Origin of the sequence: Streptomyces sp. NPDC093097, from assembly GCF_044754325.1 — a bacterium.
GTDB lineage: Bacteria > Actinomycetota > Actinomycetes > Streptomycetales > Streptomycetaceae > Streptomyces.
In genome coordinates, this window is sequence record NZ_JBIVOW010000002.1 from 24,362 (window position 1) to 48,946 (window position 24,585).

23 protein-coding genes and 1 pseudogene are annotated in these 24,585 nt (G+C 72.5%); 9 read left to right on the forward strand and 15 right to left on the reverse strand.

Annotated elements, in window-relative coordinates; all coding sequences use genetic code 11:
* Nucleotides 1-88 precede the first annotated feature (88 nt).
* The 5 genes from ACIQE0_RS03065 to ACIQE0_RS03085 all read left to right on the forward strand — a co-directional run bounded on the left by ACIQE0_RS03065 (nt 89) and on the right by ACIQE0_RS03085 (nt 6,923).
* On the forward strand, nt 89-775 hold the full coding sequence (locus ACIQE0_RS03065) for an ABC transporter ATP-binding protein (RefSeq protein ID WP_366331251.1): 687 nt from the start codon (nt 89-91) through the stop codon (nt 773-775).
* Nucleotides 772-3,153, forward strand: a complete 2,382-nt coding sequence (locus ACIQE0_RS03070) for an FtsX-like permease family protein (protein WP_402328673.1) — start codon at nt 772-774, stop codon at nt 3,151-3,153. Before ACIQE0_RS03065 ends, ACIQE0_RS03070 begins: the two co-directional genes overlap by 4 nt.
* A 139-nt stretch (nt 3,154-3,292) precedes the next feature.
* The gene (locus ACIQE0_RS03075) at nt 3,293-3,817 is read left to right on the forward strand and encodes a PadR family transcriptional regulator (RefSeq protein ID WP_366331249.1); all 525 of its coding nucleotides are present in this window, start codon (nt 3,293-3,295) and stop codon (nt 3,815-3,817) included.
* Nucleotides 3,814-4,500, forward strand: a complete 687-nt coding sequence (locus ACIQE0_RS03080; RefSeq protein ID WP_402328675.1) for an ABC transporter ATP-binding protein — start codon at nt 3,814-3,816, stop codon at nt 4,498-4,500. The genes ACIQE0_RS03075 and ACIQE0_RS03080 overlap by 4 nt, the downstream gene beginning before the upstream one ends.
* Entirely contained in the window at nt 4,497-6,923 is a 2,427-nt protein-coding gene (locus tag ACIQE0_RS03085; RefSeq protein WP_402328677.1) for an ABC transporter permease, read from the forward strand. Before ACIQE0_RS03080 ends, ACIQE0_RS03085 begins: the two co-directional genes overlap by 4 nt.
* A gap of 8 nt (nt 6,924-6,931) precedes the next feature.
* Here ACIQE0_RS03085 and ACIQE0_RS03090 read toward each other — a convergent pair whose 3' ends face one another.
* A complete protein-coding gene (locus ACIQE0_RS03090) occupies nt 6,932-7,891 on the reverse strand; it encodes a hydrogen peroxide-inducible genes activator (protein WP_402328679.1) in 960 nt (319 codons plus the stop codon).
* A gap of 140 nt (nt 7,892-8,031) precedes the next feature.
* Between ACIQE0_RS03090 and ACIQE0_RS03095 the strand changes: the two genes are divergently transcribed.
* Both ACIQE0_RS03095 and ACIQE0_RS03100 read left to right on the forward strand, forming a co-directional pair.
* Nucleotides 8,032-8,586, forward strand: coding sequence for a peroxiredoxin (locus ACIQE0_RS03095; protein ID WP_366331245.1), 555 nt, complete (start codon nt 8,032-8,034; stop codon nt 8,584-8,586).
* A gap of 5 nt (nt 8,587-8,591) precedes the next feature.
* On the forward strand, nt 8,592-9,125 hold the full coding sequence (locus ACIQE0_RS03100) for an alkyl hydroperoxide reductase (protein WP_366331244.1): 534 nt from the start codon (nt 8,592-8,594) through the stop codon (nt 9,123-9,125).
* Nucleotides 9,126-9,266: 141 nt separating this feature from the next.
* Here the strand turns inward: ACIQE0_RS03100 and ACIQE0_RS03105 are convergent, their stop codons facing one another.
* The 4 genes from ACIQE0_RS03105 to ACIQE0_RS03120 form a co-directional block, all read right to left on the reverse strand.
* A complete protein-coding gene (locus ACIQE0_RS03105; RefSeq protein ID WP_402328681.1) occupies nt 9,267-10,790 on the reverse strand; it encodes an AI-2E family transporter in 1,524 nt (507 codons plus the stop codon).
* 137 nt (nt 10,791-10,927) lie between these two features.
* A complete protein-coding gene (locus tag ACIQE0_RS03110; RefSeq protein ID WP_366331242.1) occupies nt 10,928-11,638 on the reverse strand; it encodes a transglycosylase SLT domain-containing protein in 711 nt (236 codons plus the stop codon).
* A 408-nt stretch (nt 11,639-12,046) separates the two neighbouring features.
* Nucleotides 12,047-13,384 carry a PhoH family protein gene (locus tag ACIQE0_RS03115; RefSeq protein WP_402328683.1) on the reverse strand — a complete coding sequence of 446 codons (1,338 nt, stop codon included), beginning with the start codon at nt 13,382-13,384 and terminating at the stop codon, nt 12,047-12,049.
* Nucleotides 13,385-14,136: 752 nt separating this feature from the next.
* Complete coding sequence (locus ACIQE0_RS03120; RefSeq protein ID WP_366331278.1) at nt 14,137-14,916, reverse strand: isoprenyl transferase; 780 nt, start codon at nt 14,914-14,916, stop codon at nt 14,137-14,139.
* Nucleotides 14,917-15,056: 140 nt separating this feature from the next.
* Between ACIQE0_RS03120 and mgrA the strand changes: the two genes are divergently transcribed.
* The gene (mgrA, locus tag ACIQE0_RS03125) at nt 15,057-16,091 is read left to right on the forward strand and encodes an L-glyceraldehyde 3-phosphate reductase (protein WP_366331240.1); all 1,035 of its coding nucleotides are present in this window, start codon (nt 15,057-15,059) and stop codon (nt 16,089-16,091) included.
* A 250-nt stretch (nt 16,092-16,341) separates the two neighbouring features.
* On the opposite strand, the gene ACIQE0_RS03130 is transcribed toward mgrA, so the two are convergent.
* Nucleotides 16,342-17,079: a prepilin peptidase gene (locus ACIQE0_RS03130; RefSeq protein WP_402328685.1), complete on the reverse strand. Its 738-nt coding sequence runs from the start codon at nt 17,077-17,079 to the stop codon at nt 16,342-16,344.
* A 95-nt stretch (nt 17,080-17,174) separates the two neighbouring features.
* Here ACIQE0_RS03130 and ACIQE0_RS03135 point away from each other — a divergent pair.
* Nucleotides 17,175-17,519, forward strand: a pseudogene (locus tag ACIQE0_RS03135) (DUF192 domain-containing protein); the annotation flags it as partial.
* A gap of 57 nt (nt 17,520-17,576) precedes the next feature.
* On the opposite strand, the gene ACIQE0_RS03140 reads toward ACIQE0_RS03135, so the two are convergent.
* The 9 genes from ACIQE0_RS03140 to ACIQE0_RS03180 all read right to left on the reverse strand — a co-directional run bounded on the left by ACIQE0_RS03140 (nt 17,577) and on the right by ACIQE0_RS03180 (nt 24,440).
* Nucleotides 17,577-18,179 (reverse strand): OmpA family protein, encoded by a 603-nt coding sequence (locus ACIQE0_RS03140; protein WP_402328687.1) that lies wholly within the window; start codon nt 18,177-18,179, stop codon nt 17,577-17,579.
* Between the two features lie 10 nt (nt 18,180-18,189).
* Nucleotides 18,190-18,768 carry a hypothetical protein gene (locus ACIQE0_RS03145; RefSeq protein ID WP_366331237.1) on the reverse strand — a complete coding sequence of 193 codons (579 nt, stop codon included), beginning with the start codon at nt 18,766-18,768 and terminating at the stop codon, nt 18,190-18,192.
* 85 nt (nt 18,769-18,853) lie between these two features.
* Nucleotides 18,854-19,597 (reverse strand): pilus assembly protein TadG-related protein, encoded by a 744-nt coding sequence (locus ACIQE0_RS03150; protein ID WP_402328689.1) that lies wholly within the window; start codon nt 19,595-19,597, stop codon nt 18,854-18,856.
* 17 nt (nt 19,598-19,614) lie between these two features.
* Entirely contained in the window at nt 19,615-19,779 is a 165-nt protein-coding gene (locus ACIQE0_RS03155; protein ID WP_016573405.1) for a hypothetical protein, read from the reverse strand.
* A gap of 575 nt (nt 19,780-20,354) precedes the next feature.
* Nucleotides 20,355-21,248, reverse strand: coding sequence for a DUF5936 domain-containing protein (locus ACIQE0_RS03160; RefSeq protein ID WP_402328691.1), 894 nt, complete (start codon nt 21,246-21,248; stop codon nt 20,355-20,357).
* Nucleotides 21,249-21,311: 63 nt separating this feature from the next.
* Nucleotides 21,312-22,262, reverse strand: a complete 951-nt coding sequence (locus tag ACIQE0_RS03165) for a type II secretion system F family protein (RefSeq protein ID WP_366331234.1) — start codon at nt 22,260-22,262, stop codon at nt 21,312-21,314.
* Nucleotides 22,259-23,632, reverse strand: a complete 1,374-nt coding sequence (locus ACIQE0_RS03170; RefSeq protein ID WP_402328693.1) for a CpaF family protein — start codon at nt 23,630-23,632, stop codon at nt 22,259-22,261. Before ACIQE0_RS03170 ends, ACIQE0_RS03165 begins: the two co-directional genes overlap by 4 nt.
* Nucleotides 23,629-24,039: a TadE/TadG family type IV pilus assembly protein gene (locus ACIQE0_RS03175; RefSeq protein WP_402328695.1), complete on the reverse strand. Its 411-nt coding sequence runs from the start codon at nt 24,037-24,039 to the stop codon at nt 23,629-23,631. The genes ACIQE0_RS03170 and ACIQE0_RS03175 overlap by 4 nt, the downstream gene beginning before the upstream one ends.
* Complete coding sequence (locus ACIQE0_RS03180; RefSeq protein ID WP_366331231.1) at nt 24,036-24,440, reverse strand: TadE/TadG family type IV pilus assembly protein; 405 nt, start codon at nt 24,438-24,440, stop codon at nt 24,036-24,038. Before ACIQE0_RS03180 ends, ACIQE0_RS03175 begins: the two co-directional genes overlap by 4 nt.
* Nucleotides 24,441-24,585: the final 145 nt, after the last annotated feature.

The following is a 24,585-nucleotide window of genomic DNA, read 5'->3' on the forward strand; positions in this document are numbered from 1 at the left end:
GTAGAGTGCAGTCATGTCCCTGGCACGGCGCTGTCGTTATCGCGCCCTGCCCCCGTCATGCCCTGCCCGCTCTTCCGGAGGCCCCCGTATGACCCCGGCCGGTTCCCTGCTCGAAGCCCGTGCGCTGCACAAGGCGTACGGGCCCACGCCCGCGCTCGACGGCGCCGGCTTCTCCATCCACCCCGGCGAGGTGGTCGCCGTCATGGGCCCCTCCGGCTCCGGCAAGTCGACCCTGCTGCACTGCCTCGCCGGCATCATCCGCCCGGACTCCGGCACGGTCCGCTACGGCACACAGAACCTCACCGACCTCAGCGACGCCCGCCGCAGCGCCCTGCGCCGCACCGACTTCGGCTTCGTCTTCCAATTCGGGCAGCTGGTACCGGAGTTGACCTGCCTGGAGAACGTCGCCCTGCCGCTGCGCCTGACCGGCACCAGACGCAAGGAGGCCGAACGGCAGGCCCGTTACTGGCTGGAGCGCCTGGAGGTGGACGGCGTCGCGGCCCAGCGGCCCGGCGAGGTCTCCGGCGGCCAGGGCCAGCGGGTCGCGGTCGCCCGCGCCCTCGCCGGCCGCCCCCGCGTGCTCTTCGCCGACGAACCCACCGGCGCCCTCGACTCCCTCAACGGCGAACGCGTCATGGGCCTGCTCACCGACGCCGCCCGCGACACCAACGCCGCCGTCGTCCTCGTCACCCACGAGGCCCGCGTCGCCGCGTACGCCGACCGCGAGGTCGTGGTGCGGGACGGCGTCGCCCGGGAGATGGCGGGCGTGGCATGAGCACGGACACCGTCAAGACCGGGGGCGGGCCGCGCGGTTGGGCCCGGGACCTCGCCATGGGCATCCGCTTCGCGGTCGGCGGAGGCCGCGAGGGGTGGATCCGCACCCTGCTGACCGCCCTCGGCGTGGGGCTGGGCGTGACACTGCTGCTCAGCGCGGCCTCGGTCCCCACGATCATGGAGCACCGGTCCGATCGCCAGCTGGCCAAGGCGCTGCCGGACGGCATCGGGAAGATCTCGGCGACGCCGTCGACGCTGCTCGTGGGCACCCTGCAGACGACCTACCGGGGCCGGTCCGTCTCCGGGAAGTTCCTCCAGCCGGACGGCCCCAAGCCGTCCGTCCCGCCGGGGCTGGCCGCCCTGCCGAAGCCGAACGAGATGGTGCTCTCCCCCGCGCTGCGCGAGCTGCTGCACTCGCCCGACGGGGCGCTGCTGCGGGAACGGCTGCCGTACAAGGACGTCGGCCTGATCGGCGACACCGGCCTGGCCGGCCCCGCCGAACTCGCCTTCTACGCCGGCACCCGCACCCTGAGCGAGGAGACCGGCTACCGGATCGCCACGTTCGGCATCCCCCGCACCAAGGAGGCGCTGAACCCGCTGCTGCTGACGCTGATCATCGTGGCGCTGGTCGTGCTGCTGATGCCGGTGGCGATCTTCATCAGCACCGCGGTCCGGTTCGGCGGGGAGCGCCGCGACCGCCGGCTGGCCGCCCTGCGGCTGATCGGCGCGGACGCCCGGATGACCCGGCGGACCGCGGCCGGTGAGGCGCTGTTCGGGGCGCTGTGCGGGCTGCTGGTGGGCGCCGGGCTGTTCCTGGGCGCCCGGCAGCTCGTCGCCCGGATCACCCTCTGGGACGTGTCCGCCTTCCCCTCCGACGTGAGCCCGGCCCCGTTGCTGGCCGCGCTGATCGTGCTCGCGGTGCCGCTCTGCGCCGTCATGGTCACGCTGCTGTCGCTGCGCCGGGTGGCCATCGAGCCGCTGGGCGTCGTCCGCAACACCGCGGCGCGCCGGCGCCGGCTGTGGTGGCGGCTGCCGTTCCTGCTGGTCGGGGCCGCGCTGCTGATCACCAACGGCAGCCTCAACGGCGCCGTCGCCGTCAACCCCTACCTCGTCACCCCCTACCTCGTCGCCGGCGGTGCCGCGCTGTTCCTGCTCGGGGTGACGCTGCTGCTGCCCTGGGCGGTGGACGCGGCGGTGACGCGGCTGCGCGGCGGGACGGTGCCCTGGCAGCTCGCGATGCGGCGGCTCCAGCTCAGCTCGGGCGCGGCCGCCCGCTCGGTCAGCGGGATCACCGTCGCCATCGCCGGGGCGATCGCGCTCCAGTTGCTCTTCGCCGGAGTGCAGGGCGACTTCATGAAGACCACCGGGCAGGACGCCGGGCGGGCGCAGTTGCAGGGGTCGTTGCCCGCGCGCGACATCGACACCATCCGCACGGCGCACCGCCTGTTCCGGGAGACCGAGGGCGTCAGCGGCGTCGTCGCCACCATCAACACCAGCGCGTCCCGTCCCGGCCCGCTCCGCAAGGGCGAGGAGGACGCGCCGTACACGGGCGTCACCTACGGCGACTGCGCCAGCCTGGGCGAGATGGCCCACCTGGGTTCCTGCAAGGACGGTGACGTCTTCCTCGTCCGGGACGACCAGGACGAGGCGCACGGCAACCGCATCGTGGACGCCGCCCGGCCCGGCGCCGCGGTGGACCTCGCCTACCACTCGGATGACCTGCCGCCCGTCCCGCCCCGGCTGTGGACCGTCCCGAAGTCGGCCCGCACGGTCGACTCCCGCCCGGACCCGATGGGCCAGTCGTCCTCCGGCCTCTTCGTCACCCCCGGCGCCCTGGACGCGAAGCTGCTGGACGACCCGATGGGCCTGGTCATGATCAAGCTCGCCCCGGGCGTCCCGGACGCCGCCGAGCACGTCCGCAACACCGCGGCCCGGATCAACCCGGTGATGAACATCAACGAGGTCCGGAACGTTGAGCGCGACGCCCAGTTCACCGGCATGCGGACCTGGTTGCTGGCCGGCTCCACCGCGACCCTGGTGCTGATCGCCGCCAGCATGCTGGTGACGACGCTGGAGCAGCTGCGCGAGCGCCGCCGGCTGCTGTCCGTGCTGGTCGCCTTCGGCACCCGGCGGGCCACGCTGGCCTGGTCGGTGCTGTGGCAGACCGCGATCCCGGTGGTCCTGGGACTGCTCCTGGCGCTGACCGGCGGCTGCGCGCTGGGGCTGGCGCTGCTGCGGATGTCCGGGAAGACCACCTTCGACTGGTCGGTGCTCTGGGCGCCGACCGCCATCGGCGCCGCACTGGTCGTGCTGGTGACGCTGCTCAGCCTGCCGCCGCTGTGGCGGATGATGCGGCCCGACGGGCTGCGCACGGAGTGACCGGACCCGGTGCGGGGCGGCCGCCGGAGACGATCCGGCGGCCGCCCCGCACCGTCGTCCACCAGCCCTTCCCTCTCGCGCCGCCGGGTATACCACGTGCGTATACACCAGCGATACACCCCCGAGTAAGGTGGTTCGCATGTCAATCGGTCATACGCTGCTGGGCCTCCTGGAGTCCGGCCCCCGCCATGGCTACGACCTCAAGCGGGCCTTCGACGAGCACTTCGGGCAGGACCGCCCGCTCCATTACGGGCAGGTCTACTCCACGATGTCCCGGCTGCTGAAGAACGGCCTGGTCGAGGTGGACGGCGTGGAGGCCGGGGCGGGTCCGGAGCGCAAGCGGTACGCCATCACCGACGCCGGGGTCACCGACGTCGCCCAGTGGCTGGCCCGGCCGGAGAAGCCCGAGCCCTACCTCCAGTCGACGCTCTACACCAAGGTCGTACTCGCCCTGCTGACCAGCCGGGACGCCGCCGAGCTGCTCGACACCCAGCGCACCGAGCACCTGCGGCTGATGCGCGGCCTGACCGAGCGCAAGCGCTCCGGCGACCTCGCCGACCAGCTGATCTGCGACCACGCGCTGTTCCACCTGGAAGCCGATCTGCGCTGGCTGGAGCTGACCGCCGCCCGCCTGGACAAGCTGGCGGAGGCAGTGCGCACATGACCCCCCAGGGATCCCTGCTCGCCGCGGAGGGCCTGTGCAAGGCGTACGGGCCCACGCCGGCGCTCGACGGCGTCGACTTCTCCATCCACCCCGGCGAGGTGGTAGCGGTCCTGGGCCCCTCCGGGTCCGGCAAGTCGACGCTGCTGCACTGCCTCGCCGGCATCGTCCGCCCGGACTCCGGCACGGTCCGCTACGGCCCGCACACCCTCACCGACCTGGGCGACGCCCAGCGCAGCGCCCTGCGCCGCACCGACTTCGGCTTCGTCTTCCAATTCGGCCAGCTGGTACCGGAGTTGACCTGCCTGGAGAACGTCGCCCTGCCGCTGCGCCTGAACGGCACCAAGCGCAAGGAAGCCGAACGCCAGGCCCGCGACTGGCTGGAGCGCCTGGAGGTCGAGGGCGTGGACCGGAAGCGCCCCGGTGAGATATCCGGCGGCCAGGGCCAGCGGGTCGCGGTCGCCCGCGCCCTCGCCGGCCGCCCCCGGGTGCTCTTCGCCGACGAACCCACCGGCGCCCTCGACTCCCTCAACGGCGAACGCGTCATGGGCCTGCTCACCGACGCCGCCCGCGACACCAACGCCGCCGTCGTCCTCGTCACCCACGAGGCCCGCGTCGCCGCCTACTCCGACCGGGACATCGTCGTCCGCGACGGTCGCGTGAAGGACCCGGCGGGCCGGATATGACCCTGCTCCGCTCGCGGCCGCACACCGACGACGGCGAGCGGGCCACCACCGTCGCCGCGCCGCCGCCACCGACCCCCCGGACCGGCCCGCTCACCTGGGCCCGCGACCTCGCCATGGGCATGCGGTTCGCGGTCGGCGGCGGACGCGAGGGCTGGATCCGCACCGCCCTGACCGCCGCCGGGGTCGCCCTGGGCGTCGCGGTGCTGCTGTGCGGCGCCTCCGTACCGACCCTGATGAACGCCTGGCACGGCCGGGAGAAGGCCCGCGAGAACCTCGGCCAGGCGAACCCGCCGCCGGCCGGCGACCGCACCCTCCTCCACGCCAGGGTGGGCACCACCTTCCACGGCACCGTCATCCGCGGCCGGCTGGTCCGCCCGGACGGCGCGCACCCGCCGGTGCCGCCCGGCATCCACCACCTCCCCGGACCGGGCCGGATGCTGGTCTCGCCGGCCCTGAAGGAGATGCTGGACGCCCCCGGCAACGGGCTGCTGCGCGAGCGGCTGAGCCGCTACCGGATCGCCGGCCTGATCGGCGACGAGGGCCTCCAGGGCCCCCGGGAACTCACCTTCTTCGCCCAGAGCGACACCCTCCGCGAGGCCGACGCCTACCGCATCGACCACTTCGGCAAGAACTGGGAGCCGCGGCCGCTGACGGCGCCCGCCACGGTCCTGGTGATCATGACCTGCGTGGCGCTGCTGACACCGGTGGCGGTCTTCCTCGGCACCTCCGTGCGCTTCGGCAACGAGCGCCGGGAGCGCCGGCTGGCCGCCCTCCGGCTGGTCGGCGCCGACGTCCGCACCACCCGCCGGATCGCCTCCGGCGAGGCGCTGCTGGGCTCGCTGCTGGGACTGGTGGGCGGCGGCGCCCTGTTCCTGGCCGGCCGCCAACTGGCCCCGGCCATCACCCTGTGGGACATCAACGTCTACTCCGCCGACGTCCACCCCACCCCGCTCGCCGCCCTGCTGATCACCCTCCTCGTCCCGACCTGCGCGGTGCTGGTCACCCTCGCCGCCCAGCGCGGGATCACCGTCGAACCGCTGGGCATCGTCCGCGACCGCCCGCCGGTCCGCCGCCGGCTGTGGTGGCGGATCGCGCTGCCGGTCGTCGGCGCGGCGCTGCTGGTGCCCATGGCCCTGGCGCCGGGCCCGATCGACGACCCGCTCAGCACCGCCCGCCTCGCCGCCGGTTCCACGCTGCTGCTGTTCGGCGTCACGGCGCTGCTGCCGTGGCTGGTCGACACGGTCGTCGGCCGGCTGCGCGGCGGCCCGGTCCCCTGGCAACTGGCCGTCCGCCGGCTCCAGTTGAGCAGCGCCCCGGCGACCCGCGCGGTCAGCGGCATCACCGTCGCCCTGGCCGGGGCCATCGCCATCCACATGCTGCTGACCGGCGGACAGGGCGGGTTCGCCGCCGCGTACGCCAAGTCCGGGCGGCTGCCGAAGATCTCCTTCTGGGGCCACACGACCGACTGGCCGCAGGCCGAACGGGCGCTGGCGGCACTGCGCGCCACCCCCGGGGTCACCTCCGTCCGCGGCGTCATCGACATCAACGCCGGCCGGATGCCCGCCCCGGGCCGCGACACCAGCCGCGACATGCCCGACCTCCTCGGCCTCGGCAGCTGCTCCGAGCTGCGCAAACTCGCCGCGCTGCCGTCCTGCCGGGACGGCGACGTCTTCGTCACCGGCACCGCCCGCACCTCCCAGACCGGTGTCACCCCCGGTGCCACCCTCGACCTCAACCCCCCGAGGGGCTACAACGACCAGGCCCGCACGCCCCGCCCCTGGACGATCCCGCCGCAGACCCGCGCCGCCCGGCTCCTCCCGGGCGACGACGCCCCCTTCCCCACCCGCTACGACGTGCTCCTGACCCCCTCGGCCCTCACCCCTGCCCAGTTCGCCGAGCCCGCCCTGGAGATCGTCGTCCGCTTCGACCGCGGCACCCCCGACGCGGTCGAGCACATCCGCAACACCGCGGCCCGGATCAACCCGACGATGTCGGAGGGCTCCTCCCTCGACAACCCGCACGACGCGCAGTACAACGGCGTCCGCACCGCGCTCTTCGTCGGCGCGGTGATCACCCTGCTGCTGATCGGCGCGGGCCTGATCATCTCCACCGTCGAGCAGCTCCACGAGCGCCGCCGGCTGCTCTCCGTCCTCGACGCCTACGGCGTCCGCCGCGCCACCCTCGGCTGGTCCGTCCTGTGGCAGACCGCCCTCCCGGTCGGCCTCGGCCTGGCTCTGGCCCTCGTCTGCGGCCTGTCCCTGGGCGCGCTGCTGCTCGGCATCATCGACAGCGGGCTGGTCGTCGACTGGCCGGTGGTCGCCGGCATGACCGGCATCGGTGGCGCCGTCATCCTCTTCGTCACCGCGCTGAGCCTGCCGCCGCTGTGGCGGATGATGCGGCCCGACGGGCTACGGACGGAGTGAGCCCCTCCTCATCCCTCCACGATCCGCACCGGCAACTCCCGCAGCGCCCCCCGCAGCGCCGCCGCGAACTCCTCGAACTCGCGCTGCCGGGCCGAACCGCTGCGCATCGCCAGGGCGATCCGCCGGGCGGGCGCCGGAGCCGCGAAGCGGCCCGTCGTCAGCTGCTCGTTGCGGGCGGTTTCCACCCGAAGTGCCGTACGCGGCAGGAGAGTCACCCCCATCCCACCGGCCACCAGCTGCACCAGCGTGGAGAGCCCGGCCGCGCTCGTCGTCACCGGCGCGTTCTCGTCCCGCCCCACCTCGCGGCAGATGTCCAGCGCCTGGTCGCGCAGGCAGTGCCCCTCGTCCAGCAGGAGCAGGTCGAGCTCCTTGAGCGCCTCGCGGGGGATGTCGCCGCGGTCGCCGAGCCAGTGGTCCTTGGGCGCGACCAGCACGAAGTCCTCTTCGAACAACGGTATTTCGGTGACCTGCGGCGCACCGAGCGGCACCGCGAGCAGCAGCAGGTCCAGCCGCCCGTGCGCCAGACCGTCCAGCAGGGACGTGGTCTGCTCCTCGTGGACCTGGAGGTCGAGGGCCGGGTAGGTGTCGTGGACCAGCCGCAGGACGGCGGGCAGCAGATACGGCGCGACGGTGGGGATGACGCCGAGCCGGAGCACCCCGGTGAACGGCGCACGGGCCGCCTCCGCCTCCTCCATCAGCGCGCCGACCGCGTCCAGGACCGTACGGGCGCGGGCCGCCACCCGCTCCCCCGCCGGTGAGAGCAGCACCTTGCGCGTCGTACGCTCCAGGAGTTGCACACCGAGGGTCTCCTCCAGCGCGGCGACGGCGCCGGAGAGCGCGGGCTGGCTCATGCCGATCTCGGCCGCCGCCTCCCGGAAGTGCAGGTGCTCGGCGACCGCGGCGAAGGCCCGCAGCTGGGCCAGGCTGGGCTGGCGGGGACGCCCGCCGGGGCTTGTGGGAGAAGCCACTGATAACCACCTCCGATCAACATCCACAAGTCTAGCTATTTCCCTGATCAATGCCTCCTGTGGCACTGTGGAACCCGTCCAAGCCTCAAGAAAGACCCGAAAGACCCCCATAAGGGACTTTCTTTCTACAAGGAGAGCGCGTGCTCACTGTCGGTGACAAGTTCCCTGAGTTCGACCTGACCTCCTGCGTCTCGCTGGAGAAGGGCAAGGAGTTCGAGCAGATCAACCACAAGACCTACGAAGGTAAGTGGAAGATCGTCTTCGCGTGGCCCAAGGACTTCACCTTCGTGTGCCCGACCGAGATCGCCGCGTTCGGCAAGCTGAACGACGAGTTCGCCGACCGTGACGCCCAGATCCTCGGCTTCTCCGGCGACTCCGAGTTCGTGCACCACGCCTGGCGCAAGGACCACCCGGACCTGACCGACCTGCCCTTCCCGATGATGGCCGACTCCAAGCGCGAGCTCATGCGCGCGCTGGGCATCGAGGGCGAGGACGGCTTCGCGCAGCGCGCCGTCTTCATCGTCGACCAGAACAACGAGATCCAGTTCACCATGGTGACCGCCGGCTCCGTCGGCCGTAACCCCAAGGAGGTCCTGCGGGTCCTGGACGCCCTGCAGACCGACGAGCTGTGCCCCTGCAACTGGAGCAAGGGCGAGAACACCCTGGACCCGGTCGCCCTGCTGGCTGGTGAGTGACACCCATGTCTCTCGATGACCTGAAGTCCGCGGTTCCGGACTACGCCAAGGACCTGAAGCTGAACCTCGGTTCGGTGATCGGCAACTCCGACCTGCCGCAGCAGCAGCTGTGGGGCACGGTGCTGGCCTGCGCCATCGCCTCCCGCTCCACCAAGGTGCTGCGCGAGCTGGAGCCCGAGGCGAAGGCCAACCTCTCCCCCGAGGCGTACACCGCCGCCAAGTCGGCCGCCGCCATCATGGCGATGAACAACGTCTTCTACCGGACGCGCCACCTGCTCTCCGACCCGGAGTACGGGACCCTGCGCGCCGGTCTGCGGATGAACGTCATCGGCAACCCCGGCGTGGACAAGGTCGACTTCGAGCTGTGGTCGCTGGCCGTCTCCGCCATCAACGGCTGCGGCATGTGCCTGGACTCGCACGAGCAGGTGCTGCGCAAGGCCGGTGTCGAGCGCGAGACGATCCAGGAGGCCGTCAAGATCGCGGCCGTCCTCCAGGCCGTCGGCGCCACCCTCGACGCCGAGGCCGCCCTCGCCGAATGAGGCATGGCGCACCGGGCGCCCTGTGACGCCCGCTCGCCCGATGCGACGAAACCCCCGCGGACTCCGTGTCCGCGGGGGTTTCGTGCGTCGGGACGTGCGCCTCGCGGTCCGACGGGCGGTGACCCGCCGGACCGGCCCCGGCTACTCCTGCGAGGGGTGTTCGGTGTGCCGCGGCGGCGGGGTCGGCGCCACCGACAGCGCGGTCGCCCCGCGCGGCGGCACCGTCATCCGCAGCGCCTGCTCCTGGGAGTACGCCCGGAGGTAGCCGACGACGGTGTTGGTGACGGCCACCAGGGGAACCGCCACCACCGCGCCGCCGATGCCGGCGAACAGGCTGCCCGCGGCGACCGAGAGGATCACCGCCAGCGGATGCACCCGGACCGCCCGGCCCAGGATGAACGGCTGGAGCACATGGCTCTCGATCTGGTTCACCGCCAGCACCACGGCCAGCACCAGCAGCGCCGTGAAGACGCCCTGGGTCACCAACGCGACCACGCACGCCAGCGCGCCCGAGACCACCGCACCGATCAGCGGGATGAAGGCGAAGAGGAAGACGAAGACGGCGAGCGGGACGGCCAGCGGCACATCGAGGAAGTACAGCCCGATACCGATGAAGAACGCGTCGGCCAACGCGACCAGGACCGTGCCGCGGATGTAGGCGGTCAGCGTCCGCCAGGCACGCGGGCCGGCGCCCGCCACACCCGGGCGGGCCGCACCCGGGACCAGCTTGAGCGTCCACTCCCAGATCCGCCGGCCGTCGTAGAGCAGGAACAGCGTGGTGAACATCGCCAGCAGGATGCCGGTGAGCATCTCCAGGACGACCGTGACGCCCTCCAGCCCGGCGGAGGTGATCGCCTCGGTGTTGGAGCCGACCGCGTCCTGGAGGTTCTTGGCGATGTGGTTGATCTGGCTCTCGGTCACATGGAACGGGCTCTTCAGCAGCCAGCCCTTGAGCTCGGTGATGCCCTCCTGGATGCGGCTGGACACCGAGTCGATGTTGTCCTGGACCTGCCACACGACGAACCAGCCGACCAGGCCCATCACCACGAAGCCGCCGATGAAGGTCAGCGCGGTGGCCAGCCCGCGCGGCACGTTGCGCTGACGCAGCCACGCCACGGTGGGCTGGAGCAGCGCCGTGATCAGCAGCGCCGCGACGAAGGACAGCACCACCAGCGAGATGGTGGTGATCACCTTCGCCAGCACCCACAACGTGCCGGCCAGCACCAGCAGCCGCCAGCCGGCCTCGGCCGCGACCCGCACGCCCCAGGGCACCGCCGTCACCGGGTCCTGACGGGCCGCGACGGCGGGCGCGTAGGCGGGCGGGGCGGGGACCGCGTCGGGCGGGCGGACCTCGGCGGCGGCTGCGGCCGGTACCGGATCCTCCGCCTCCGGCCGGCGCGCGGCGTCTACCGCGTCCACGACGGTCATGGGGGGCGCGGCGACTGCCGCCTCCGGAACCCGGTCGTCCGTCGCCGGGCGGCTGGCGGGCGCGTCCTCGTCCTGCGGGTACGCCACCGGCCCCCCGTCCAGGGAGGTCGCGCGCCCGGCGCGCCCCAGTTCTTCCGGGTCGCCGGCCTCCGCGCGGCGGCGCTGTTCCTCCAGCCGCTGCGAGAGCCGCGTGAGGCCGGCACCTACGCCGCCGACCCACTGAGGCAATCTGGACATGTCGCTTCCTCTTCCCCGCCCTTACCGCAAGTCTGACGTCACGACGTTACCTGGGCCGGATGCACAAAACCCCCGACGCCTCGCGTTCGGGGGTTTTCGCGTGCTGCGGTGCGGCCTGGGGAGGGCCTGCTGCGGCACTAGTACCAGCTGTTGGCCTGCCAGAACGACCAGGCACCGCAGGGGCTGCCGTACCGGCTGTTCATGTAGTTCAGGCCCCACTTGATCTGGGTGGCCGGGTTGGTCTGCCAGTCCGAGCCCGCGGAGGACATCTTGGAACCGGGCAGCGCCTGGACCAGACCGTAGGCGCCGGAAGAGGCGTTGGTGGCGCGGTAGTTCCAGGTGGACTCGTGCGACACGATGTTGCTGAAGCACTGGAACTGGTTGGCGGGGATCATCTGGCGGGCTATCGCCTGGGTCTCGGCGACGGTGTAGGAAGCCTTGGCGACGAAATCGGAGGCGTCGCGGACGGCCGAGCGGGAAACGGCCAGCGCGTCTGCCTTCTCGCGCTCCTTGGCCTCCTTCTCCGCCTTCTCCGCCTTCGCCTTGTCGGCCGCGTCCTTCTTGCTCTGCGCGGTCTCCGCGGCTGCCTTGCGGGCCGACTCCTGTGCGGACTTCAGTGCCGCCGTGTCCGCCTGGGTGGACGCCGAGTCCGCCTGCTGCGTCAGCGACGCCGTCTGCACCTGGGCCTGCTGGCCCGCGGGGATGTCGGCGATCGTCGCGTCGGCCGCCGTGGCCTCGGTGTTGCTGACCGCTGCCTGGCTGCCTGATGCGACGCCGACAACGGCGCCGACGGTGGTGACCGCGGTGGCCGACGCCACTGCGAATCCCCGGACCGAGATCCGGCTCACACGATTTCCTTCCAGCACCGCCCGCTTAGGTGACCTCGCGGACGCAATCGTGCCCCTGGCGCTGGCCTCCCCTTGTTCCGGCCCCTGTTGAGCGGTAGGAGCCGACTGGTCACGGGAGGCACTGGCCCGGTACGTCCCCCTCAAGGGTCCGCGTGGTGCTCGGGCGGCATACGGCAACTCGCTATGAAGTTCGGGTCGTCCATATACCCCGGAGGGTTTATCTGGGCCGTATGCGGGGCCTGACAGGACCCAGACTTTGCCCGAACGGGCTACCGGGAAGCAATTCCCTGCCGGGTGTGAAAGCTCACACCTCGTTTGCTCCTGGGGATTTCCGGATAACCGAGCGCGCACGAGCGCCGCCCCGCTAGGCTCCTCCGCTTCGCAGGGCGGCGCACCGCTTCACAGGGGTCAGATCCTGCCGTCCTCCAACATTTCGGTCACCAGCGCGGCGATCGGCGACCGCTCGGAGCGGTTGAGCGTGACGTGGGCGAACAGCGGATGCCCCTTCAGCTTCTCGACGACGGCGACCACCCCGTCGTAGCGGCCGACCCGGAGGTTGTCGCGCTGCGCCACGTCATGCGTCAGCACCACCCGGGAATCGGCCCCGATCCGGGACAGCACGGTCAACAGCACGTTCCGCTCCAGCGACTGGGCCTCGTCCACGATCACGAACGCGTCGTGCAGCGACCGGCCGCGGATGTGGGTCAGCGGCAGCACCTCCAGCATCCCGCGGGCCACCACCTCCTCGATGACGTCCTTGGTGGTCACCGCGGACAGCGTGTCGAAGACCGCCTGCGCCCAGGGGCTCATCTTCTCGGCCTCGGTGCCCGGCAGATATCCCAGCTCCTGCCCGCCGACCGCGTACAGCGGCCGGAACACCATGACCTTGCTGTGCTGGCGGCGCTCCAGCACCGCCTCCAGCCCCGCGCACAGCGCCAGCGCCGACTTGCCGGTGCCGGCCCGGCCGCCCAGCGAGACGATGCCGACCTCCGGATCGAGCAGCAGGTCCAGCGCGATCCGCTGCTCGGCGCTGCGGCCGTGGATCCCGAACGCCTCCCGGTCGCCGCGCACCACCCGCACCGCGCCCTCCGGCGTGACCCGGCCCAGCGCCCTGCCGCGCTCGGACTGGAGCACCAGCCCGGTGTGCACGGGCAGTTCCTCCGCGCCCGCGATCGGGACGGTCTCGGCGGCGAACAGATCGTCCACCTGCTCGGCGGGGACGGTGAGTTCGGCCATGCCGGTCCAGCCGGAGTCGGTGATCGCCAGCTCGGCGCGGTACTCCTCGGCCGCCAGCCCCACCGAGGACGCCTTGATGCGCATCGGCAGGTCCTTGGAGACGACCGTGACGTCGAAACCCTCGGCCTGGAGGTTGCGGGCGACCGCGAGGATCCGCGAGTCGTTGTCGCCGAACCGGCTGGGCCCGTGCAGGAAGGCGGCGGGCAGCAGGCCCGGGTCGGAGTGGTTGAGTTCGACCCGGAGCGTCCCGCCGAGCTCCCCGATGGGGAGGGGGGCGTCCAACCGCCCGTACTGCACCCGGTACGCGTCCAGCCGGCGCAGCGCCTGCCGCGCGAAGTACCCGAGCTCGGGATGGTGCCGCTTGGCCTCCAGCTCCGTGACCACGACGACCGGGAGCACCACCTCGTGCTCGTCGAAGCGGGACATGGCAGCCGGATCCGCCAACAGGACGCTGGTGTCGAGGACATAGGTGCGCCGGTCGCTCTCACGGCGCTTCTTGCTGTTCACCACGGGTGGACGAACCCCCTCGGATGAGGTTGGGGTGCGACGACGTCGCCGGGGACAGGACCGGGTTCTGGCCGCGCTGCGCGGGCCGAACGCCGGCCCTCCGCGTCGTCCGTGCGGTACGCACGATCGTCCGTGATGCGCAAAGGGCCTCCCGGGCGGACGACCCCATGCCGTCCGCTGAGAACCGGTGCCCATGGCTTGTTTGTTCCGGGCACCGACCTGCCAGGGATATTCCCTTCAACTACCGGCCCCATGCCACGGCATATGACGCACGCTCGATGAACCTTTGGTTACAGGTAGCCCTTGACCGGCGAAAAGGCCGGCGGCACACCCTGCGAACGCAGGTGAGGCGCCCGGAAGCACCCGGATATGAGGGGCCTCGGATGCGGCATCAGAAGAGGCGCCGTCAGCATGCGCAGGGCGCGTCGTGCCGGGCACGCCCCCGGCGACCGCTGGTCCCGCACCCCGTCCCCTGGCCGGAATTCACCGCGAAAGATGACCGGATCACACCCCGCTGCCCGGCCGGCACCCGTCCCTCCGGATCGTACGGAATTCGCCGTTCCGGAGGGCCCGGGGGCCGTCCGGAACCTCCGGCTCCGGCCTTCGGGCCCCGGCTTCGGACGGGCTCTCCGACTTCGGACGGGGTCTCCGGCTCCGGCCTCCGGCCCCCTGCGCCGGGCCGGCTCACCGCCCGCGGACCGAGGATCGGCCCGCCCCGCGTGGGGGCCGCCCGTCCCCGGCCCGTCGGGCGGGCCCTAGAACCCGAAGCGCCGGTGCCGGGCCGCGTAGTCGCGCAGGGCCCGCAGGAAGTCGACCTTCCGGAACGCCGGCCAGAAGACCTCGCAGAAGTAGTACTCCGAGTGGGCGCTCTGCCAGAGCATGAAGCCCGACAGCCGCTGCTCGCCGCTGGTGCGGATCACCAGGTCCGGGTCGGGCTGGCCGCGGGTGTAGAGGTGCTCCGAGATCAGGTCGATGTCGACGATGTCGGCCAGTTCCTCGAAGGTCGTCCCGCGCTCGGCGTGCTCCAGCAGCAGCGACCGCACCGCGTCCGCGATCTCCTGCCGGCCGCCGTAGCCGACCGCGACGTTGACCAGGACGCCCTTGTTGTCGAGGGTGTCCTGCTCGGCCTCCTTGAGCACCCGCTGGGTCGCGTCGGGCAGCAGGTCGCGGTTGCCGACGTGGTGCACCCGCCAGCGGCCGTCCGCGGCGAGGTTGCGCACGGTGTTCTCGATGATCCCCAGCAGCGGGGTCAGCTCGGACTCCGGGCGGTCGAGGTTGTCGGTCGACAGCAGCCAGAGTGTGACGACCTCCACATCGGTCTCCGCGCACCAGCCCAGCAACTCGTCGATCTTGGCCGCGCCCGCCAGGTGGCCCTGCTCCGTCGACAGCCCGTCGGCCCGCGCCCAGCGCCGGTTGCCGTCGAGGATGACGCCGATGTGCTTGGGCACCTGGGTGTGGTCCAGACGACCCTCGACCCGGCGTGCGTAGAGCCGGTAGACGAGATCGCGCAGTGCAGGCGGATACGGGATGCGCATCCCGGAAGATCGCAGCATGTGTGGTCCAGCCCCTCCGTACCGATGGCCATTCGCCCCGTCGCCTAAGGGGCCAACTTTACTTCTCGGCTGTCTCAGCAGCCCAATCAGGTGTGTCACAAGTCCGTGATAGGGAGAGGTCCATGACCACTGGCACTGACTACCGCGCCGCGGATTCCCGCTATGCCTCCATGGAGTACCGGCGCACCGGCCGCAGCGGCCTCAAACTCCCCGCCATCTCCCTTGGACTCTGGCACAACTTCGGGGACGACCGCACCCTCAGCTCGCAGCGGGCCATTCTGCGCCGCGCCTTCGACCTGGGCGTCACCCACTTCGACCTGGCCAACAACTACGGCCCGCCGCCCGGGTCCGCCGAGCTGAACTTCGGGAAGATCTTCGCGCAGGACTTCCGCGGCTACCGCGACGAGATGATTCTCTCGACAAAAGCCGGATATCTGATGCACCCCGGCCCTTACGGCGAATGGGGCTCCCGGAAATACCTGCTCTCGTCGCTGGACGCCTCCCTGAAGCGGATGGGTGTCGATTACGTCGATATCTTCTACTCGCACCGTTTCGATCCGGACACCCCGCTGGAGGAGACGATGGGCGCGCTGGCGTCCGCCGTCCAGCAGGGCAAGGCGCTCTACGTCGGCGTCTCCTCGTACAACGCCGAGCAGACCCGCGAGGCGGTGCGCATCCTGCGCGACATGGGCATCCGCCCCCTGATCCACCAGCCGTCCTACTCGATGATCAACCGCTGGATCGAGGACGACGGGCTGCTGGACACGCTGGCCGACGAGGGCATGGGGTGCATCTCCTTCGCCCCGCTCGCCCAGGGCATGCTCACCGACAAGTACCTCGGCGGCATCCCCCAGGACTCGCGGGCCGCCCAGGGCAAGTCCCTCGACCCCGGCCTGCTGACCGACGAGGTGGTCCGGCGGCTGCGCGGCCTCAACGACATCGCGGCCCGCCGCGGGCAGTCGCTGGCCCAGCTCGCGCTGAACTGGGTCCTGCGGGACCCGCGCATGACCTCCGCGCTGATCGGCGCCAGCAGCGTCGCCCAGCTGGAGGCCAACGTCGCCGCCCTCACCGCGTCCCCGCTCACCGACGCGGAGCTGGCCGAGATCGACACCCTCGCCCAGACCACCGAGGGTGTGAACATCTGGGCCCGCCGCTGAGCTGAGCGGCCGGCCGGTCTGTGCGGCCGGGCCCTGCCTGTCGGCTTTCCCGCTGTGGGGGCGGCCTCGTGGGTGCGGCCGGCGGAGGCCGTTGCCACCGCGGTGCGGGAGGGCGAAAGAAAAAGCGGGCCGGTCCGTGGGGGGGGGAGTACGGACCGGCCCGAGGGGGGGCTTCCACCATAACCCCGCGGGAGGGGTGCTCCGTGCATCGAGGGGTGGACGGCGTGGCTCCGGGTGGGGCCGGACGGGGTCAGGGGGCTGTGACGGCGGCCACGAGAAGGACGCCGAAGGCCCCGATGATCATGAACGGGCCCAGGGCCATGGCCGTTTGGCGGCCCACGCGGCGGACCAGGAGGAGGTAGGTCCCGTAGAGGGCGCCCAGCAGGGTGCCGGCCGCGCCGCCGGCGACCAGGACCGGCCAGCCGTACCACCCGAGGACGATGCCCAGCCCCAGGGCCAGCTTGACGTCGCCGAGGCCGAGGCCCGAGGGGTTGAGGAGGTGGAGGAGCAGGTAGTACGCGGTGAGGGCGAGGCCGGCCAGGAGTGCGCGCAGCCAGCTGCCGGGCGCGCCGGTGAGCCAGCCGACGGCGCCCAGCGTCGCGGCCGCGGCGGCGGCCAGGGGCAGGGTCAGGGCGTCGGGGAGGCGTCCGACCCGCTGGTCGACGACGGCCAGGAGGACCACGACCGGTGTCAGCAGGAGCCAGGCGGCGAGTTCCGGGCGGGGGCCCGTGGCGGCGGCGAGGGCGGCACAGACGAGCGCGGTGGCTGTCGCGAAGGGGCGGGCGGCCGGTCCGTGCGGGGCGCGGCAGTCGCGGCAGTGGCCCGGGCCCAGCCAGCCGCGGGCGGCTCCGGTGAGGGCGTGGCCGGCGGGGCAGTGCGCGCGCCAGTCCTCGTCGGGTTCCACCGAGAGCCGGTAGGCGGGGCGCGGGAGGAGCAGGCCGACCGCGGCTCCGTAGGAGGCGGCGAGGAATATCAGGGTGGCGGACACGGGTCGACCCTAGGGCGCTTCTGTCGGCTCTCCGCGACGCCGCGGAGAGCCGTCAGAAGTGCCCTAGGGGTGCGGCGGTTGGTACAACGGTGGGCATGGGGAGTTGGGTGGATGGGCGGGCGGTTCTCGAAGTCGCGGGCGTCGACGTTCCGTTGGAGGTCGCGGCGTCCTATCGGGCGCGTACCCGGGGGTTGTTGGGCCGGGACGGGATCGACGGGGCGCTGCTGCTGACGCCGGCGAGCGGGGTGCACTCGTTCCGGATGCGGTTCGCGATCGATGTGGCCTATCTGAACCGGGACTTGCGGGTGGTGGACGTGTGCACCCTGCGGCCGGGGCGGTTGGGGCGTCCGCGGCTGCGGGCCCGGCATGTGCTGGAGGCGGAGGCCGGGGCGATGGCACGGTGGGGGGTGCGGCGGGGCGTGCGGGTGCGGGTCCGGCCGCGGGACGAGGTCATGGGGGGGATGAGGGGCGGGGCGGGGCTCGGGGGCCTTGCCCGGTCAGCCGTTGTTGCGGGGGAAGCTGACCTCGACGCGGCGGTTCTTGCGGCGGCCGGCCTCGGTGCTGTTGTCGGCGATCGGGTACTGCTCGCCGTAGCCGCGGATCTGGAAGGTGACCGACGAGCCCAGGTCGACGGCGAGTTCGCGTTGGACGGCGTTGGCGCGCTGCTTGGAGAGGACCAGGCCGTGGGCGGCGGAGCCGAGGTTGTCGGTGAAGCCGAAGACCTTCAGGTGGGTGGCGTGCTGTTTGCGGACCTCGTCGGCGATGGCGCTGATCCGGGCCAGCGCGTCGGTGGAGAGCTCGGCGCTGTCCTTGCTGAAGAGGACCTCGGCCTGGAGCGCGAAGGTCACGTTGTCGTTGGTGTCCTGCCGGCGTTCGGAGCCGTCGTCGGTCTCCACGATGGACTTGATGTTGAGGACCTTGGGCGGGGCGAGCTTGGCGCCCTGGACCATCCGCAGGTTGGGGTCGGCCGGGTCGATGTGGACCGGGGCGGTGGTGTCCTCGGTGATGCCCGGCGGGTCGGCGTGGGCGGCGGGGGCCGTCAGGGCGACGGTCAGCAGGAGCGCGGCGGTGGCCGTGAGGGCCGTTCGGGAGGCGGTCATCGCGGGCGGCTCAATCCGTGATCTTGACGGTGGCCGGCGGCATGGTGGGCAACTGGAAGTCGACCTCGGTCACTTTCGCGGGCGGGGCCGGGAACTGCGCGAAGATGGGCCGGCTCTGGCCCGGCAGCAGTCCGCTCAGGCCCGTCGTACAGAGGCATTCGCCGGTGGTGTCGCGGAGCACCAGATAGCGCTTCTTGCCCGCCTTGTCGATCAGGGTGGCGCCGGAGATGGACGAACGGGACTTCAGCTCGGTCTCGTTGGAGCGCCAGTCGATGGCGTTGAAGGCGCGGGTGCCGTGGTTGGTGACGGTGCCCTCGACCGTGACGAAGCCGCCGGCGTCGCGGACCGCGGAGCTCAGGGTGACGTCGACGCCGTCGGGGCCCTTCATCTCGCCGATGACCTTGCTGGCGTCGGCCGCGGGGGTGCCGGGGTCGGCGGTGGTGGTGCGGGCGGCCGGTTTCCTGCCCTCCGATGCCTGCGCGCTGCCGTCGCCGCCGCCCCCGCAGCCGGCCACGAGGAGGGCCAGGCCGACCGCACTCGCCGTGGCGGCCGCTCCCCTGGCGGCCTTCGTGGTGCGCCGAATGCTCATGGATGCGTTCCTTCGGTGAGTGGGGTCGGAAGGTCGGTGGGGGCCATCGGGCGGCGGGGGCTGGTGAGTTGGGAGGGGGCGGCGGTCACCGGGCCAGGCGTACGGAGAACAGGTCGGCGGCCGTGGGGAGGTCCTGGAGGTGGTCGGGGTCGAGCGGGAAGCCCTTGCCGTCGCAGGTGAGGGTGCGGGGCGCGGGCTCGGGGGTCTTGTCCTTGCCGCCGTCCTTGCCGCCGTCCTTGCCGTGGTCCTTGCCGTGGTCCTTGCCGCCGTCCTTGCCGTCGCCCGCGGGCTGGGTGGGGAGGGTGCGGGGCGGGGGGCTGCCGGCGGGCCCGTCGAGGGTGCAGCGGGGCGCGACGACCGCCTTCGCGGCCGCCTGGGCGTGGGTGCTGCCGGTGCCCGGGATCACCGAATCGCCCACGGCGCGGCGGGTGGTGACGGTGACGGCGAAGGACGTCGGCCAGGAGTCCGGGGTGCAGGACGAGACCGCGGCGTCGTTGCGGCCGGCGTACCAGTCGGCGTTCGCGCAGGCGGTGTCGGAGGGGGCGCCGCGGCCGCCCAGGAGTTCCTCCCAGGCGGCCGGGTCGGTGGCGGCGGTGCCGTCGCGGAGCCCGGCGAGGAAGCCCTTGCGCAGTTCGTCGCGGTACTTCTGGCCGGCGGCCAGGGCGGCCGCGTCGGCGGCGGTCTGGGCGCCGTTGCGGGTGGCCGCGGCCTGGCCGACGGCGAAGAAGGCGAGCGCGAGGAAGAGCACGGCGCCGATGGCGACGACGTAGATCGGCAGGGTCTGCCCGGCGTCGCGCCGGTGGCGGCGCGTGACGGTGGTGGCCGGCACGGGTGGGGTGCTGGGGATCAGATCCCGACGACGTCGGAGATCTTGTTGGCGATGGCGTTGGCGATCTGGCTGCCGAAGTCGGTGGTGGACAGGACCAGGACGATCGCCACGACCACCGCGATGATGCCGAGATACTCGATCGAGGTCTGCCCCCGGTCGTTTCGCACGATCCGCTTCGCCATCGTCTTCCCCTCCGTGGGCCGCCGTCCCGCTCTGGTCCGGCCGGTAGGTCCCCGTGGTGCGCTCGTCCGCGCGCAGGACACGAGAAAAGTACGCCGGAACGGCCTTCCCGGAACAGGCATTCCGAACCACGTCCTGTTCCGAAACCACCATCGAGGGATCGGACGACATGTTTCGGCCACCGAACGCCACCTCGGCCACCCCCGCTCCCCCTCCGACGCCCCTGGAATGCCGCCCTTCCCCAAGCTCTCCCCGTCCGGGCGAGCGGGAGAGGTACCCCCCTCCGCGGCGGCCTGCCCCTGCCGTCCGGCCGGCGACCGCCCCGTGGTGCGGCGGGGCCGGACGGCGCCTCCACTGTGGCACAACTCGTTGCGCCTGCGAAGGTGTTGGCGAAAATGCGGAGTGCGGACCGGCTTCCACCGGCCGGGTGACATGCACGGCCGGGCCAGGCCGCCCCCGAGCCGTCGCAGCCGCCGAAGGGCGGCCCGAAGGCGACGGGGCCGCGCGCCCGCGGGCCGGACCGGACCGGGCGGTGCTGTGCATCCGCAAGGACGGCTCGGAGGGGTAGCGCTCGCGGTCACTCGCCCATCAGGGAGCCGAAGTCGGTGCCGGAGCCGAGGAAGAAGCCGGCGATCAGCAGGATCATCGTGGCCGGGACCATGAACGTGGTGACGACCATGGTGGCCTTGGGGACGGCGCGGGCGGCGCGGCGGCGGGCGTTCTGGGCGTCGGTGCGGCGCATGTCGTTGGCGATCTGGATGAGCGTCTCGACGATCGGCGCGCCGAGCTCCTCGCCCTGCTGGAGCGCGGTGACGAACTGCGCGACCTGTTCGGAGTCATTGCGTCTGCGCAGCTCCTCGAAGGCGGCGCGGCGGCTGACGCCCATGTCCATCTGCCGCAGGGTGATGCGGAGTTCGTCGGCCCAGGGGCCCTCGTACTTCTCGGCGACCCGGTCCAGCGCCTGCCGGAAACCGAGTCCGGCGCTCACCACGACGGCCAGCACATCGAGAAAGTCCGGAAGAGTGCGCTCGATGGTGTCCTTGCGCTGCCGGATAGCGGCCCAGATACCCACCTCCGTCCAGAAAAGCCCGAACAGCACCATCAGTACGCCCAGGAGCGGTTGTCCCTTGAGGAACATCACCAGCGCGCCGAAGAACCCCAGGGCGCCGTAGACCGCGCGGCGGGCGGCGTAGCGGTCGACGGTGAGGCCGCCGGGGTTGCCCGCCAGGTCGATCCGGCGGCGGACCCGCGCCACCCGCTTGTCGCCCATCAGCCGCAGGACCAGGGGCGCGTAGCGCATACCGGTGCGGTCGACGGCCGAGCCGACGGCGGTGGTCCGGATCGCGCCGACCTCCAGGGACAGCGCGAGGTCGGGCGGGAGGCGGGCCTCGCGGCGGTAGAGGGCGACACCGCAGGCGATCCCGGCGACCGACAGGGCGAGGGCGAGGGCCAGCACGATTGCGATTGCCATGGATTTACCGATCACCTGTACCTGGATGTCGTGGGGCGGACGGCGGCGGGTTCCCGGGCGCGCCTACACGTCGATCTTGGAGAGCCGGCGGATGAGGAAGAAGCCGAGCCCGTAGAGGACGAAGGCCGCCACGACGGCGAGTTGGCCCAGGAGGGAGGAGGTCATCCGGTCGATGGCACCGGGGGCGATGCGGTTCATCAGCAGCAGGGTGCCGATGCCGAGCAGCGGGACGACATAGGCGGTGACCACCACCTGGGAGAGCTGGGTGCGGACCTCGCGGCGGGTCTCCTTGCGCTCCTCCAGGGTCTTGGTGAGGTTGCGCAGCGAGCCGACGACGGTGCCGCCGGCGCGGTTGGCGAGGACCAACGTGGTGACCAGGACGACCAGTTCGCGGGAGGGCAGGCGTTCGGCCAGCTCGCCGAGGGCCTCGTCGACGGAGTGGCCGACGGCGAGTTTGCCGGCGACCTTCGCCAGTTCCTCACCGGCCGGGGCCTCCAGTTCCTCGGCGGCCATGGCCAGGGCGGTGCGCAGGGCGAGGCCGGCCTGGGTGGCGTTGGCGAGGATCCGGGAGAGCTCGGGGAGCTGGTTGATGAACTTCTCGATCCGCTTCTGCCGCTGCCAGTTGAGGAAGGCGAACGCCGCCCAGACGGCGATCAGCGCGGCGATCGGCCCGAAGAACGGGGCGAGGACGGCCTGGGCGGCCACCCACAGCACGAGCACCGTGGCGACCATGGCGACGAAGAACTCGCCGGGGGTGACGTCCAGTCCGGTGGCGGCCAGCCGGAGTTCCAGGCGGCGCCCGAAGCGGGTGGTGCGCAGGGTGCGGTCGACGGAGGGGAAGCGGCGGCGCCGGCCGGTCGGCGGGGGCCCGCCCGCGTCGTCGAGCCGGTCGACGATGGCCTGCCGCTGGGCGCGGCCGGCGGCGTAGACGCGGACCCCGGCCACGGCGAGCGCGCCGCACAGCGCGGTGGCGGCGAGGGCGAGCAGGGGGAGCGTGCTGTTCCCGCCGGTCATGAAGCGGCCTTCCGGGTGGCGAGTTGATCGTCGGTGGTGGCCACGCCGAAGGCGGGCGGGGTGGGTTCGCCGGCCATGAAGAGGCGTTGGGCGACCCGGCGGGGCAACGGGAAGTAGCGGACGGCCCCGCGCACGGTGGGGGGACCGCCCTGCTCCCCCAGAGCCTGGGGGAGGTCCGCGCCCATCGGTTCGGCCTCGAAGCGGCAGGCGGTGACGAGCCGATAGCCCTCGTGGCCCCGGGAGTCCAGCAGGGCGATCTCGCTGATCCGGCGGGTGCCGTCGGCGTGCCGGGTGAGCTGGACCAGGCAGTCGACGGCGCTGTTGATCTGGTCGCGGAGCGCCTCGAAGGGGAGGGCGACGTCGGACATGGAGGCGAGCGTCTGGAGGCGCATCAGGGCGTCCTCGGCGCTGTTGGCGTGGACGGTGGCGAGGGAGCCGTCGTGGCCGGTGGACATCGCCTGGAGCATGTCGAGGGTCTCGCCGCCGCGGACCTCGCCGACGATGATCCGGTCGGGGCGCATCCGCAGGGAGTTGCGGACCAGGTCGCGGATGGTGATCCGGCCCTTGCCCTCGACGTTGGGCGGGCGGGACTCCAGGCGGATGACGTGGGTCTGCTGGAGCTGGAGTTCGGCGGCGTCCTCGACGGTGATGATGCGTTCGCCGTCGGGGATGAGCCCGGAGAGGGCGTTGAGGAGGGTGGTCTTGCCGGCTCCGGTGGCACCGGAGACCACCACGTTGAACTTGGCCCGCACCAGCCCCGCGAGCAGCATCAGCATCTGCTCGTCGAGGGTGCCGACGCCGATGAGTTCGGCGAGGGTGTAGGCGCGCGGGAAGCGGCGGATGGTGAGGGTGGCGCCGTTGAGGGCCAGCGGCGGGATGATGACGTTGACGCGTTCGCCGGTGGGCAGCCGGGCGTCGACCATCGGATTGGACTCGTCCACGCGGCGGTTGACGGTGGAGACGATCCGCTCGATGGTCTGCATGAGTTGTTCGTGGGAGGCGAAGCGGACGGGGACCGGCTCGACCCGGCCGTGCCGCTCGACGTAGACCTGGTCGGGGCCGTTGACCATGATCTCGGTGACCGAGGCGTCCTCCAGGAGCGGTTCGAGGACGCCCAGGCCGAGCGCCTCGTCGACCACCCGGCGGATGAGCTGGGCGCGTTCGGCGGTGGACAGGACCGGGCCCTCGCGGCTGATGAGGTGCCCCAGGACGCGTTCCAGCCGGGAGCGGCGCTCGGCGGCGGTCAGCGCGGACATCTCCGCGAGGTCGATCTCCTCCAGCAGCTTGGCGCGGTAGACGGCGACCAGATGGCCGTCCTGGTGGTCCTCACCGGCCGGTTCGGGTGCGACGATCCGGGCTTTCAGACTCATCGCGGTGGCGCTCCTTCGGGGCGGGGCATGGTGGCGCTGCGGCGCGCGGAGCCGAAGTCCGCGCCGGGGACGATCGAGGGGATCCGCACGGTCGCGGTGGCGCTGACGCTGTCGCCGGAGCCGCCGACGGTGATCGCGGCGCGGTCGGCGACCCAGCCGCTGATCGCGGCGCGGCCGGCGGACTGCGGGTCGGTCTCCTGGTCGGCGGGGTCCATGGAGGCGGTGCGGGCGGCGGCCCGGGCGGCGGTGCCGGCCTGCTGGACGGCGTAGGCGGCCAGGCCCAGTTGGACGGCGGCCAGGGCGACGACCAGCAGGACCGGGAGGATGCCCAGGAACTCCAGGGAGGCGGAGCCGCGGTCGCGGTCCTCGGGGCGGCGCCGGCGGGGGGTGGGGGGCCGGTGGGTCATCGGTCGCGGGCCTCCTTGGCGGCGCCGGCGGTGCCGGTGACCGTCCACGGGAAGGACCCGGCACCGGGGAACAGCGCCGGGACCTTGAGCTGCACCGTGGCCTTCCACAGGCCCGCCTCGGCGGTGCAGGCGGTGCTGGCGCCGGCGTGCCAGGCGCGCGGGAGTTGGCCGGTGGCGGCGGTGCGGCAGGCGCCGGGGCCGCCGTCCTCGGTGGCGGTGGCGGCCCGGGCGCCCCGGTCGGCGGCGTGCGCGGCCAGCGCGTAGGTGTAGCCGACCAGGGCGCACTGCCAGAGCAGGACGAGGACGACGAGGATCAGCGGCAGCAGCCCGACGAACTCGACGGTGACCTGGCCGCGGTCGTGGCCGCCCGGTGCCCGGCCGGGTCGTGCGGGGTGCCGCATCGCCTCAGGGCGTGTCGTCGAACTGGCGGTGTTCGGCCGGAGGCCGGGCCGTGCGGCGTCTGGTGCGTGCGCTCGCAAGGCGGAGGACTGTCCCGATACCGGGCGCATCGGGGCGGTCCGACAACGCTGCATGGGGGTCCCCCGC

Bases quoted from the DNA above. Each gene is read 5' to 3' on its own strand.
- ACIQE0_RS03165 (WP_366331234.1), bottom strand. From the start codon at position 22,262: ATGACCGGCGGGAACAGCACGCTCCCCCTGCTCGCCCTCGCCGCCACC.
- ACIQE0_RS03075 (WP_366331249.1), top strand. From the start codon at position 3,293: ATGTCAATCGGTCATACGCTGCTGGGCCTCCTGGAGTCCGGCCCCCGC.
- ACIQE0_RS03140 (WP_402328687.1), bottom strand. From the start codon at position 18,179: ATGACCGCCTCCCGAACGGCCCTCACGGCCACCGCCGCGCTCCTGCTG.
- ACIQE0_RS03180 (WP_366331231.1), bottom strand. From the start codon at position 24,440: ATGCGGCACCCCGCACGACCCGGCCGGGCACCGGGCGGCCACGACCGC.
- ACIQE0_RS03155 (WP_016573405.1), bottom strand. From the start codon at position 19,779: ATGGCGAAGCGGATCGTGCGAAACGACCGGGGGCAGACCTCGATCGAG.
- ACIQE0_RS03170 (WP_402328693.1), bottom strand. From the start codon at position 23,632: ATGAGTCTGAAAGCCCGGATCGTCGCACCCGAACCGGCCGGTGAGGAC.
- mgrA (WP_366331240.1), top strand. From the start codon at position 15,057: ATGACCACTGGCACTGACTACCGCGCCGCGGATTCCCGCTATGCCTCC.
- ACIQE0_RS03145 (WP_366331237.1), bottom strand. From the start codon at position 18,768: ATGAGCATTCGGCGCACCACGAAGGCCGCCAGGGGAGCGGCCGCCACG.
- ACIQE0_RS03120 (WP_366331278.1), bottom strand. From the start codon at position 14,916: ATGCGCATCCCGTATCCGCCTGCACTGCGCGATCTCGTCTACCGGCTC.
- ACIQE0_RS03070 (WP_402328673.1), top strand. From the start codon at position 772: ATGAGCACGGACACCGTCAAGACCGGGGGCGGGCCGCGCGGTTGGGCC.
- ACIQE0_RS03085 (WP_402328677.1), top strand. From the start codon at position 4,497: ATGACCCTGCTCCGCTCGCGGCCGCACACCGACGACGGCGAGCGGGCC.
- ACIQE0_RS03105 (WP_402328681.1), bottom strand. From the start codon at position 10,790: ATGTCCAGATTGCCTCAGTGGGTCGGCGGCGTAGGTGCCGGCCTCACG.
- ACIQE0_RS03100 (WP_366331244.1), top strand. From the start codon at position 8,592: ATGTCTCTCGATGACCTGAAGTCCGCGGTTCCGGACTACGCCAAGGAC.
- ACIQE0_RS03080 (WP_402328675.1), top strand. From the start codon at position 3,814: ATGACCCCCCAGGGATCCCTGCTCGCCGCGGAGGGCCTGTGCAAGGCG.
- ACIQE0_RS03065 (WP_366331251.1), top strand. From the start codon at position 89: ATGACCCCGGCCGGTTCCCTGCTCGAAGCCCGTGCGCTGCACAAGGCG.
- ACIQE0_RS03160 (WP_402328691.1), bottom strand. From the start codon at position 21,248: ATGGCAATCGCAATCGTGCTGGCCCTCGCCCTCGCCCTGTCGGTCGCC.
- ACIQE0_RS03175 (WP_402328695.1), bottom strand. From the start codon at position 24,039: ATGACCCACCGGCCCCCCACCCCCCGCCGGCGCCGCCCCGAGGACCGC.